The 11,798-nt window shown below is 33.3% G+C and carries 14 protein-coding genes; 12 read left to right on the forward strand and 2 right to left on the reverse strand.

What is annotated here, in order from left to right:
- Nucleotides 1-2: 2 nt before the first annotated feature.
- The 4 genes from CAN42_RS06150 (at nucleotide 3) to rlmD (ending at nucleotide 4,316) form a co-directional block, all read left to right on the forward strand.
- On the forward strand, nucleotides 3-1,499 hold the full coding sequence (locus tag CAN42_RS06150; protein WP_085875960.1) for a VanW family protein: 1,497 nt from the start codon (nucleotides 3-5) through the stop codon (nucleotides 1,497-1,499).
- 150 nt (nucleotides 1,500-1,649) lie between these two features.
- Complete coding sequence (locus CAN42_RS06155) at nucleotides 1,650-2,231, forward strand: hypothetical protein (RefSeq protein WP_085875961.1); 582 nt, start codon at nucleotides 1,650-1,652, stop codon at nucleotides 2,229-2,231.
- Nucleotides 2,222-3,049 carry a CvfB family protein gene (locus tag CAN42_RS06160; protein WP_085875962.1) on the forward strand — a complete coding sequence of 276 codons (828 nt, stop codon included), beginning with the start codon at nucleotides 2,222-2,224 and terminating at the stop codon, nucleotides 3,047-3,049. The genes CAN42_RS06155 and CAN42_RS06160 overlap by 10 nt, the downstream gene beginning before the upstream one ends.
- The gene (gene rlmD / locus CAN42_RS06165) at nucleotides 3,036-4,316 is read left to right on the forward strand and encodes a 23S rRNA (uracil(1939)-C(5))-methyltransferase RlmD (RefSeq protein ID WP_085875963.1); all 1,281 of its coding nucleotides are present in this window, start codon (nucleotides 3,036-3,038) and stop codon (nucleotides 4,314-4,316) included. Before CAN42_RS06160 ends, rlmD begins: the two co-directional genes overlap by 14 nt.
- A gap of 224 nt (nucleotides 4,317-4,540) precedes the next feature.
- Here rlmD and CAN42_RS06170 read toward each other — a convergent pair whose 3' ends face one another.
- Nucleotides 4,541-5,836: an ImmA/IrrE family metallo-endopeptidase gene (locus CAN42_RS06170; protein ID WP_085875964.1), complete on the reverse strand. Its 1,296-nt coding sequence runs from the start codon at nucleotides 5,834-5,836 to the stop codon at nucleotides 4,541-4,543.
- A 2-nt stretch (nucleotides 5,837-5,838) separates the two neighbouring features.
- Nucleotides 5,839-6,183 carry a helix-turn-helix domain-containing protein gene (locus CAN42_RS06175; protein WP_019117878.1) on the reverse strand — a complete coding sequence of 115 codons (345 nt, stop codon included), beginning with the start codon at nucleotides 6,181-6,183 and terminating at the stop codon, nucleotides 5,839-5,841.
- Between the two features lie 182 nt (nucleotides 6,184-6,365).
- Here CAN42_RS06175 and CAN42_RS06180 point away from each other — a divergent pair, with 182 nt between their 5' ends.
- The 8 genes from CAN42_RS06180 (at nucleotide 6,366) to CAN42_RS06215 (ending at nucleotide 11,789) form a co-directional block, all read left to right on the forward strand.
- Nucleotides 6,366-6,590: a hypothetical protein gene (locus CAN42_RS06180; protein ID WP_019117877.1), complete on the forward strand. Its 225-nt coding sequence runs from the start codon at nucleotides 6,366-6,368 to the stop codon at nucleotides 6,588-6,590.
- Between the two features lie 261 nt (nucleotides 6,591-6,851).
- Nucleotides 6,852-7,439 (forward strand): RNA polymerase sigma factor, encoded by a 588-nt coding sequence (locus CAN42_RS06185; RefSeq protein ID WP_085875965.1) that lies wholly within the window; start codon nucleotides 6,852-6,854, stop codon nucleotides 7,437-7,439.
- 85 nt (nucleotides 7,440-7,524) lie between these two features.
- A complete protein-coding gene (locus CAN42_RS06190) occupies nucleotides 7,525-7,776 on the forward strand; it encodes a hypothetical protein (protein WP_049690754.1) in 252 nt (83 codons plus the stop codon).
- Nucleotides 7,718-8,014 (forward strand): hypothetical protein, encoded by a 297-nt coding sequence (locus CAN42_RS06195; protein ID WP_085875966.1) that lies wholly within the window; start codon nucleotides 7,718-7,720, stop codon nucleotides 8,012-8,014. Before CAN42_RS06190 ends, CAN42_RS06195 begins: the two co-directional genes overlap by 59 nt.
- Nucleotides 8,014-9,138: a DUF2800 domain-containing protein gene (locus tag CAN42_RS06200; RefSeq protein WP_085875967.1), complete on the forward strand. Its 1,125-nt coding sequence runs from the start codon at nucleotides 8,014-8,016 to the stop codon at nucleotides 9,136-9,138. Before CAN42_RS06195 ends, CAN42_RS06200 begins: the two co-directional genes overlap by 1 nt.
- Nucleotides 9,128-9,673: a DUF2815 family protein gene (locus CAN42_RS06205; protein ID WP_085875968.1), complete on the forward strand. Its 546-nt coding sequence runs from the start codon at nucleotides 9,128-9,130 to the stop codon at nucleotides 9,671-9,673. Before CAN42_RS06200 ends, CAN42_RS06205 begins: the two co-directional genes overlap by 11 nt.
- Nucleotides 9,674-9,682: 9 nt before the next feature.
- Nucleotides 9,683-9,883, forward strand: coding sequence for a hypothetical protein (locus tag CAN42_RS06210; RefSeq protein WP_002834902.1), 201 nt, complete (start codon nucleotides 9,683-9,685; stop codon nucleotides 9,881-9,883).
- The gene (locus tag CAN42_RS06215) at nucleotides 9,858-11,789 is read left to right on the forward strand and encodes a DNA polymerase (RefSeq protein WP_085875969.1); all 1,932 of its coding nucleotides are present in this window, start codon (nucleotides 9,858-9,860) and stop codon (nucleotides 11,787-11,789) included. Before CAN42_RS06210 ends, CAN42_RS06215 begins: the two co-directional genes overlap by 26 nt.
- Nucleotides 11,790-11,798: the final 9 nt, after the last annotated feature.

Consider the following 11,798-nt stretch of genomic DNA (forward strand, 5'->3'; position numbering starts at 1 on the left):
AAATGAAGAATTTAAGAAATAAGTTTTTTAATATAAATAATAAAGCGCTAATAGGTCTAGCAATTTTTTTAATGCTGTTTTTTGTCTCAGTAATTTACTTTACAAGTGAATCACTAAATACAGGAATTTATAGGGGAATAAAAGTTGAAGATGTTGATGTATCCAACCTATCTAAGGATGAAGCCCTAAAAAAGGTATCGAAAATTACTGAAGAAAAGATTAAGAGTAAAAATATAAATTTCCATTATGGGGATAGAGATCTTCCCATTGCCTTAAGGGACTTTGGTTACTCATTAAATTTAGAAGATGCAGTAAACCAGGCTTATAATCATGGAAGAAGTAAAGGAATTATTGGCAATTATTTTGATATTGTTTCTAGTTTAATCTTTAAGAAAAATATTATAGCAGAGTCAAGCTTTGATGAAACAAATAAGGATGCTGTACTGGATAATTTAGCTAAAGAAGTTCACAAGATTCCTCTTGATGCCCATCCAATTTTTAATGAAGATGGAACCATAAGCATAGCAAAATCAGAGAAGGGTAGATATCTTGACTTAAACGAAGCAAAGGGACTTTTAAAAACAGACATCTTGCATAAAGAAAAGATTGATCTTCCTGTTTATGATACAGAACCAAAAATACATTCAGATTATTTTCAAGGAATCGATAAAGTTCTAGGTGACTTTAGCACAGATTATTCCTCTTCCATTAAGAATAGGAAAGAAAATATTAAGCTTGCTTCGGAAAAATTCAACAATATGAAGTTAAAACCAGGAGATGAAATTTCCTTTAATGATATTGTGGGTGAAATAAGTGAAGCTAATGGCTTCAAAAATGCAACAGTTATTGTTGGAGGAGAATATGAAAAGGGAATTGGTGGAGGAATTTGTCAAGTTTCAACAACCTTGTACAATTCACTTATCCTATCTGACTTAGAAATTGTTGAAAGGCACAATCACTCTAGACCAATTAACTATGTTGATCTTGGAACAGACGCTGCAGTGGCAAGGGGATATAAGGACTTAAAATTTAAAAACAATACAAGTAATCCTATTATTATCTTGGCTCAAGCTGACGGGCAAAAACTTGATTTTAAAGTTTTGGGAAATTCCACTGACAGAGATTACAAAATAAACATAATCCCAGAAAGACTTGGAGTAGTAAGTCCTGATGTAGAGACAACATATTCTGACTCCCTACCAGAAGGCGAAACTGTGGTAAAGGAAAGTGGGAAAAATGGTTACTCCTACAAGACATACAAGGAAGTTGTAAAAAACGGAGAGGTAGTAGAAAAGAAAGAAATTTCAAAATCTTACTATATTCCAAAGAGTAAGGTCCTAGTAGTTGGTACAGGGACTTCTTCTAATGATAGAGATGATGATGAAGATAATAATAGCAAGAGTAGTAAGACTAGCAAGAAGTCTAAGGACAGTAAGGAGTCAAAGAAGTCTAAGGATAGTAAGGATTCCAAAAAGTCTAAAGACAAGAAGAAATCTTAAAAAAATTTTTAATAAGAGCTTTGGCTCTTATTTTTTTGAAATTTTAAGTTAGTTTATAAAATAATTTTTTTATATTAATCAGCGTGAGCGTATTGACAAGTATTTTTCATTTAATAAATATTATGGAAGCATTTGTGATAAAATAAGTTTATGGGACTATTTAATATATTTAAAAAGAATAAGTCAATTTATAAAGTTCTTCTAGAAAATAATTTTGATTTAGAAAAGCTCTCTGAGATAAAAGATATAAACCTATCTAATGGATCTTATGAACTTAGCATCATAAAGGGAGAGGAAAAAATAAATCACATCAAGACAAGAGAATTGAACAAGGCTCTAGATGATTATTATTTAAGAGATAATAAGGCAATTGAAGAGTTTGAAGAATTTTTTAAGGATAAAAAGGCTCTTGAAGCAGAGAGAAATTTTTTGACATTCTTACTTCAAAAAATAGAATTTGATGAAAGTAAATTAATTGGCCTTTCAATTTTACTTATGAGAGATTCGAGGAATGAAGAGTGCGTGAAGTTTGGTATGCTCATGGCTAAGTATTACAATCTCAGAGAAGTGGCAAGGGCTTATGAAATATTTTTGAACTTATTAAAACATCCAGCCTTTATTTATTATGGGATAGATGTTTTAAAGGATATAGATTACGGCATAATAGATGATTTGTATGAAAGTATGACGAAGATTGGAAGAGAGATAATAGAGGAGAAGGCATGGAATTAGGAAAAATACAAAAATTAACAGTTGCATCTAAAAAAGATGGAAAAGTAAGTCTTAAAGACCAAGATGGAGAAAGAGTTTATCTTGCAAAAGGAGAAGGAGACGATTTAAAAGTAGGACAAGAAGTGGAAGCTTTTGTCTATAACATCCACGAAGACTTTGAAGCAACTTTGAAAAGACCCTATGCTCAAGTGGGAGAATTAAAAAAGTTAAAGGTTGTTGACAAGGCAAAGGTTGGTTATTTCGTAGATAATGGAATTGGCAAGGATATCTTCTTACCCTTTAAAGAATCCTTTGGAAGATTAACAGTTGGCGATGAATACCTGCTTTATCTTTACCACGACAAGAGCGATAGGCTTGCACTTACAATGAATATAAAGGACAAGCTAAGCACAGAAGGGAACTTTAAGGTCAATGACATTGTAAAGGGAACTATCTATAGCATTGGTAGACCAGGTGCCTTTGTCGCTATTGATAACAAATACGACGGTATGATTCCTATAGAAGAAATCAAGGGAATCTATAAGGTTGGAGAAGAAGTAGAGGCAAGAGTTCAAAGAATTCTTCAAACAGGTTTTATAACCTTAACTTTAAGAGAAAAAGCCTACAAGCAAATTGATGCTGATGCAGACTTAATTTTAGAAATACTTGAAGATAACAATGGAGTTCTAGAATTAGGAGACAAGTCAGATCCAGAAGTAATTAAAGACGTAACAGGTCTAAGTAAAAAAGCCTACAAAAGAGCAGTAGGCAATCTTTACAAGAATAGGAAGATAAACATTTACGATACAAAAATAGAGTTAAGATATGGTAGAAAATAAATTTAGGGGAGAAATTATAGACTTTGACTTCAAGGGTCTTGGCATAACCAAGCTCAATAGAAGCCCAGTATTTTTAAATGGGGGCGTCATTGGTGATGAAGTAGAGTATATAATTACTAAGAAAAAGAAAAACTTCGCCAAAGGAGAAATTTTAAAAATAATAAAAAAATCTAAGGACAGAGTGGAATCCCCCTGTCCTTATTTTAAAGATTGTGGTGGCTGTGACTTTCTAAATTATTCTGATGATAAGGAATTAAAATGGAAGGAAGCAGATGTAAATAAAAATTTAAATAAACTTGCTGGCCTTGACCTAGAAGTAGAAGAAGTTATTGACTCTCCAGATAAAACACATTATAGAAACAATATGCAGTTCCAAGTTAAGGATGGAAAGATTGGACTTTTTGCCAAAAATTCTAAAGAAATTGTTCCTATAAAGACCTGCATTATGCAAAAAGATTCAGCTAATCAAGTTATAAAAATAATGTGGGACTATAAAAAACTAAAGGACCTAAAGAGAATAGGAATTAGGACTAATTACAAGGGAGATATTCTCTTAATACTTGTGAGCAAGAAGGGAAGACTAGAGATAAAAGATATCTTGTCCAACCTCATAGATGCAGGAGTAAAGTCAATTTACTTAAATTATAACAAGGAAGATAAGACTCACTACTCACGAGAGTTTGAAAAAATTTATGGGGACGACACAATAGAGGAAAGACTACTTGGCATAAATTATAAAATTTCTCCAGAGTCCTTCTTTCAAATCAATGGACCTGCAACGGAAAAATTATACAAGAAGGCAATAGACTATCTTGAACCTAAAGAGGATGATAAGATTTACGACCTCTACTGTGGAGTTGGATCCATATCCCTTTCAGTGGCAAAGTCTGGTCCTGAAGTCATAGGAATAGAAATTGTTGAAAGTGCAGTAGATGATGCAAGAGAAAATGCAGAGAAAAATAATATTAAGGCAAGATTTGTGCATGGACCAGCAGAAGAAACTATAGATAAACTTTGGGAAGAAGAAAAAATTGCACCAAATAAAATTATAGTAGATCCACCAAGAAAAGGACTAGATGAAAAACTAGTAAACTTTTTAAAAGAAAATCCCGTTGAAAGACTAGTCTATATCTCCTGCAACCCAGCAACCCAAGCAAGAGATTTAAAGTCTTTAAAAGAAGTGTATAGTGTAGAAAAAATTTCACTAGTAAATCTCTTTCCAAATACTGCACATGTTGAGAGTGTAGTATTGATGTCAAGAAAATAATATAAGAGGTTATAAGACTGTTGAAATCAATGGCTTTTGGGGTTTTAGAAGAAATCCTAAAAGCCATTTTTCTATTTGAAAAATACCTTGTGGGAACATATTAATAGTAAAAATCGTAGGGGTGTGTAGACAGGATAGATATTTATAGGGAGAGTGAACAGAATAGATATATAAAATATATTAAAAAAAGAGCTAGCCAAAAATAAATAGGCTAGTTCTTTTAGTTAGAAAGGAATCTGATCATCACTTGGAAAATCAAATCCTGAATTAGAATCATCAGTAAAATCTTTATTGTATTCACTGTGGTCGCATAAGATTCCATCTATAAAAAATCTTGTTTTAGCCCCACAAGTTTCGCAGTATCTGGCATTACTTGGGTTATGATGTATTTCACCAATATCATCAAAGCCATTAAAATTCTGAGTATGAATTCCTTCACAATCATTATATAAGTTCGTTCCACATATTTTGCAAAATAATGCATCATCACTAAATTCTTCGTTTCCACATTTAGGACAAATTTTTACTTTCATTGTTGATTCATCAAATTCTACACCATCTTCATAAAGCATATCTCTTTCACCTCTTTTTTCTGTAATCTCTTTAATATAATCTTTCATTGTAGTGGGACTTCCACATGTTGAGCAGTAATAATCAGTTAATTTAACATCATGATCCTTGTTATCAGAACAAGAGTTATATATAGGAACCCCACATATAGGACAAAATTTTGCATGACGATTAAAGTTGTTATGACCACATATAATACAAGTACTATACTTAATAGAATTGTTACTATCAGATAAACGCTTATATTTAAATCCAAAAGCTAAAGATTTAGAACCACAATTAGCACAATAGTCTGTTCCTTTTTCGTGTTCAACACCACATTCAGGGCAATATATACTGAGAGGATTAAATGTGTTTTTAAAGAAAGAAAGCATAGAATTAGAAAAATCTCTTAAGTCTCTTGAAATATATTGTAATCTAACCTCAGCAGCTGGGACAGTTATGCTAAATAAATCAGATAGTGTGCTAGGATTTTTCTTTTTTTCAAACATAACAACTTGTTCAGCAAGAGGTGCAGGTGATAATAGATTCCTAGCAAAATTATTTGCTTCTTTTTCAAGTTCTTCGTATTTGTGTTTACCAACACCTTTTCTGGATAGAACATCAACACCATACATTTGGTGATGACCAATAAAAATATGTCCTAGTTCATGAGCTATGGTAAATCTAATCCAGTTATCAGTTTTATCTACGTCATTATAATAAATAATATACTTATTTGTATCGTGCCTATAACTACAGGCACCTAAATCGCTATCGAAAAAATCAATCACATCTTGTAAAGAACAGTTAGCATAATTCATATATTCAGAGTAAGTTTTTACACTGATTTCATTGCTAAAGCAATCAATAATTTTATCTAAATCAATAGGAATTTCAGAGATTTCGGCATCTTCCAACAATTCATATGATTTCTCTAGGGAAATCTTATAATCTGGAGCATACCTCACTATTACATATCTCCATTTGCATCGCCGAATTCTTCTTCAAAATGCTTCTTTAATACCTTTAACATCTCTTCTTTTTTTCCTTGATCCATGTTTCTTGCTGCTCTTTGAATAATACGAATTTCTGGTTCATCATCTATTTGCTTATTTAAGGCAAGCAGATAGTTATAGTCGACTTGTAGAACTTCAGATATAGCCTTAAGAGTGTTATTATCTGGAGTTATTTTATCGTCGTTTTCAATTCTTGAAACTGTAGAATTACTAATTTTTACTTTTTTTGCCAATTCACGCTGAGATATTCCTAGTTCTTCACGTCTATTGGATATAACCTTTCCCAAAGTATCTTTCATAAAACTTCCTCCTTGTAATAAAATTATACCACAAGTGTTGCACGCAATCAACACTTGTGGTATAATTTATGTTGAATAGATGGAACGAGATAACTTCTATATTTTTTTAAGTTGAGCGTTCCATTAAATCAACAACAAGAAAGAAGTTATTTTATCACAAGCTAAAATATAAAGAAAGGAAGATGCCTATTAAAGAAATTCAAGAAGTAAAAGATGCAAATAATAAACTTATTTGTAAAATTGAAGCAGAAACTGGGATATTACAAAATATCTATAAAAAACAAGAAATTAAAGTTAGACTTGAAGTCGGACAAAGTATTGAACTAGCTAGAGGTGGATGTATCACCTTAGTTAAAAGAATAGATAAAACAGAGTACGACATAAAGAGTTACAAAAAATCAGCATAAATTTTTAAGAGCTGCAAGACGGCCTAATTTATCTTAACGGATGAATTAGGCTTTTTTTATTACAAATTATATCAAGCCTGATTAGCTATAAGGGCGTGAGATACACATATAAACTAATTTCAATCAATTTTGAAAGAAGTATATGGAGTACCTCTAGTTTCTTATAGCCTTTTTTAGGTGAAAGACAACTATGCTCCATAAACTGTAGGTAAAATTTGTATTTCTCGCTCCTTGCTATCGGGCAAGAAAGCGAGGAATATTTTGAAAATTAGAAAGACTAGATCGGACGAAAGAACCACGTATGTTTATAGGTTTGCAGATGAAACAAAAGTGGAACTAAAACCAGGAAAAGATGGGATAACAGAAGTGGACATCAAAAAACTACATGCTTTAGACGACAGTGAAGTTTACTATAACAACAAGAATCTAAGACCTGAACGAACTAAAGAAGAGAAAGCTGAAATAGATGCGTGGAAACAAGAATTTATAAGCGACTTTAAAAAGAGTAATGGATATGAACCTAATGAGGATTTGTTAAAAGGAGAAGTGGAGGAAAGATTCCCAAGGAACTATAACTTATCTCTTGATTTCGATAACGATGGGGATATTGATCCAGATAAAAGATTAATAGCAACTATTAAATCCAAAGACATGAATGAAGAATTTGAATGGTCGGAGCATATGGAAAATATACTTTCTTTATTAACGGATAAACAGCGATTAGTAATCAAGTTGATGTTTGTGGATGGATACAAGCAGTCAGAAATTGCAGATTTAATGAACATATCTTCAGCTGCGGTTAAGAAACATTTGGATAAGGCAAAAGAAACAATCAAAAATAATTTTTAAATATTTTAGGACGAGGTTAAAAACTCGTCCTTTTTCTTTGCCTGTGATTTGTAAGGGAGATGACCCTTTCAGAAAGGAGGCAAACATGAGGCATAAAATAATCATCAATGTAACAAATGAGAAAGGACAAAAAACAAATGTCCTTAAAGGTGCAGTCGGGAAAATTCCAAACAGATTAATAAAATTTTTGTTTGGAGATTACAGACAGATTTATCTATTAGACCCTGGGATGACAGTTGATTCAGTGGATGTTAGAGAAATCGAGAAAGGAGAAAAAAGTGTCAAGAATAAAGCTACTAATGGAAATCAAAGAAGATGCAGAGAATCTTGCATCTAGTATAGGTGTCCTTCTCACAGCACTAGAAAGTGATGAGGAACTACCTAAAGAAGAAAAGGTAAAACAAGAAGAAAAGATTTATGAGATTGAAGATGTTAGAAAGATACTAGCCGACAAATCAAGATTAGGCCATACAGCTAAGATAAGAGAACTATTAGAAAAGTATGGGGCTAAAAAGCTATCTGAGATTGATCCAGGCAACTATAAAGACTTGGTAGCAGATGTGGAGAAACTCTAATGGGTGATCACGCAATATTGTCTGCCTCAAGTAGTTCACGTTGGATTCACTGCCCTCCAAGCGTTAGGCTTTCTCAAAAATATGCAGATGAGGTTAGTCCTTATGCACTTGAAGGCACATCAGCTCATGCCTTAGCAGAATACAAGCTAAAAAAGATATTAGGCTTTAATGTAAAAGATCCTTCTGATGATTTGGATTTTTATGATGAGGAAATGGATGACCTAACCGAAGGATATGCCTCATATGTAACGGAAGTTATAAGTAGGTATGAAAGCACAGCCGTATTCGTGGAAGAAAGACTTGACCTATCAGACTATGTTAAAGAGTCATTTGGTACAGCTGACTGTGTAGTTGTTGGAGGAAAAGAACTTCATGTAATAGATCTAAAGTATGGTCAGGGAGTTTTAGTAGATGCTAAAGATAATTCACAACTCATGTTATACGGACTTGGTGCATTGACTCTCTTTGATGGAATTTATGATATCGAGAAAGTAGTTCTTCACATATATCAACCAAGAAGATGTAACATATCAACTTATGAAATCAATAAGATAGAACTTTATAAGTGGGGAGAATCTGTACGAGAGATTGCAGAGAAAGCTTACAAAGGAGAAGGAGAATTCTCATGTGGAGAATGGTGCATCTTTTGCAAAGCAAAGAACAGATGCAGGAAAAGAGCAGAAGAGAATCTGAAACTAGCACAAGATGAATTTACTCTACCACCAGAACTATCTGACGATGAAATTGAAGAGATTTTACCAAGACTAGACGAACTGGAACAATGGGTCAAAGATATCAAGGCTTACGCTTTAGAAAGAGCAATGAAGGGTCATAGATGGAAGGATCTAAAACTTGTCGAAGGTAGATCTAATAGAAAATACCGAGATGAAGATGAAGTTATTAACAAAGTAAAAGAACTGGGATTTAATCCCTTTGAAGAAAAGTTACTTGGCATCACAGCTATGACTAAGTTACTAGGTAAGAAAGTCTTTGATGAAAATATCAGCGACTTATTAGAAAAACCAAAAGGAAAGTTGACCTTAGTAAGTATTGATGACAAGCGAGAAGAAGTAAAAATTGACAATGTTAAAGAAGAATTTGGAGGATTTAATTATGCAAAATAAAACAAAAGTAATTACTGGTGAAGTTAGATTAAGCTATGCGAATGTTTGGGAACCAAAGTCAATCAATGGTGGTAAAGAAAGGTACTCAGTATCTGTCATTATCCCAAAGAGCGACCAAAAGACAATTGAGAAGATTGAAAAGGCAGTAGATGCTGCCATTGATGAAGGACTTTCTAAATTCAATGGAAAAAAACCTAATAAGAAAGCTATCAAACTTCCATTAAGAGATGGAGACACAGAAAAAGATGATGAGGCTTATGCTGACGCATACTTCTTAAATGCTAACTCTATGACAGCACCTCAAATTGTGGATAGAAATGTAGAACCAATTCTTGAAAGAAGTGAAGTTTACTCAGGAGTATATGCGAGGGTATCACTAAATTTTTATGCCTACAATGTAAATGGTAATAAGGGCGTAGCGGTTGGCCTCGGAAATATTCAAAAACTGAGAGATGGTCAGCCTCTAGGAAATAGGTCTAATGCAGCAGATGACTTTGATGCCATGGACGATGATGACGAAGATTTCTTAGCATAGGAGGAAGAAATGGATTATTTAATTACAGCGATAGTTTTAGCTATTTGGTCCTTTTTATGGTATAAGCTTGGATTTTTACAAGCTCAGTTAAAAGAACTAGATAGAGATATCAGAAAAATAGAAAAACAAATAAAAGAAGATAGAAAAAATAATTTAGCAGAATTAACAAAGCTTAGTGATAGCTATGAAGAAATTGTCCATAGATCTTGAGACCTATTCTTCAGTTGATTTAGGCAAAAGTGGTGTATACAAATATGCCGAGAGTGAGGATTTTGAAATCCTCCTCTTTGCCTATTCTATTAATGATGAAGAAGTTAAGGTCATGGATTTGGCAAGTGGAGAGATTATTCCTGAAGAAATATTGTCAGCCCTTAGTGATGAAAACATAGAAAAGTGGGCCTTTAATGCAAATTTTGAAAGGGTGTGTCTATCTAGGTTTTTAGGTAAGAGACTAAAACCTCAAGGTTGGTACTGCACTATGATTTGGTCAGCCTATCTTGGTCTACCTCTATCGCTTGAAAAAGTAGGAGAGGTTTTAAGACTTGATAAGCAAAAGATGAATGAAGGCAAGGCTCTCATAAGATATTTTTCTATTCCTTGTAAACCAACTAAAACCAATGGTATGAGGACAAGAAATCTACCACATCACGACTTAGAAAAGTGGTCTACTTTTAAGGAATATAACAAAAGAGATGTGGAAACAGAAATGGAGATAAAGAAAAAACTATCAGCCTTTCCTATGCCTCAATCAGAATGGGAAAACTACTGGGTAGACCAAAACATCAATGACAGAGGAATCTTAATTGATGAAGTTTTAGTTGATTCAGCTATTAAATTTGATGAGATATTACGAGATGAAAACATGGATAGAGCCATAGAATTAACTGGTCTTGAAAATCCAAATTCTCCCTTACAGCTTAAAGAATGGCTTAATAGAAAAGGCTTAGAGATAGATTCCTTAGCTAAAAAAGATGTAGAGTCTGCTCTTAAAAATGCTGAAGGAGATATTAAAGAAGTACTGGAACTTAGACAGGAATTATCTAAGTCTTCAGTTAGAAAATATGATGCTATGAAAAATGTAAAAGGAAAAGATAATCGAGCAAGAGGTCTGATCCAATTCTATGGAGCAAATAGAACTGGAAGATATTCGGGCAGGCTTATTCAAGTTCAAAACTTAAGGAGAAACAATCTAAAAGATTTAGACTTAGCTAGGAGTCTTGTAAAAAATAGAGATTATGAAACTATGGAAATTCTCTATGAATCTCCTTCTGATATTTTATCCCAACTAATAAGGACAGCCTTTATAGCAAAAGAAGGCACCAGGTTTATTATTTCTGACTTTTCAGCAATCGAGGCCCGTGTCCTTGCTTGGCTTGCAGAAGAACAATGGGTATTGGAAGCCTTTGAAAATGGAGAAGATATTTATTGTAGAACAGCATCGAGGATGTTTGGAGTGCCAGTTGAAAAACATGGGGTAAATGGACATCTCAGGCAAAAAGGAAAAATAGCGACTTTAGCCTGTGGTTATCAAGGGGCCTTAGGTGCCCTTAAAGCAATGGGTGGTATTGAGATGGGTTTATCTGAAGATGAACTTCAATCAATAGTCGATTCCTGGCGAGAGGCGAATCCTAACATCGTAAGCTTGTGGTGGGATATAGATTCTGTCGTAAAAAGAGTTGTAAAGACTAGAAGTAAAGAAGAATACAAGAACCTAGTTATTAGCTATGAAAAAGGCATTCTTTTTATAGAACTTCCTTCAAAAAGAAGACTTTCTTATCCAAAAGCAAAAATCGGGATGAATCGATTCGGTGGAGAATCAATAGTCTATGAAGGAATCGTAGTTGGAAATAAGTGGGACAAGATTGAATCCTATGGTGGAAAATTTGTAGAAAATATAGTTCAAGCCATCGCAAGAGATATTTTAGCAGAGGCTATGATGAGACTTGAGAAAAAAGGATTTAATATCGTCATGCATATTCATGATGAAGTTGTAATAGAAAGTGATTCATCTAGTATCGAAGAAATAAATGAAATCATGTCCATAGTTCCTAGTTGGGCACCTGGACTTATCTTAGATGCAGATGGATTTGAAAGTGAATTTTATAAAAAAGATTAAAGAGGGGGT

The sequence above is a fragment of the Peptoniphilus vaginalis genome, from assembly GCF_900176605.1.
Taxonomy (GTDB): domain Bacteria; phylum Bacillota; class Clostridia; order Tissierellales; family Peptoniphilaceae; genus Peptoniphilus_A; species Peptoniphilus_A vaginalis.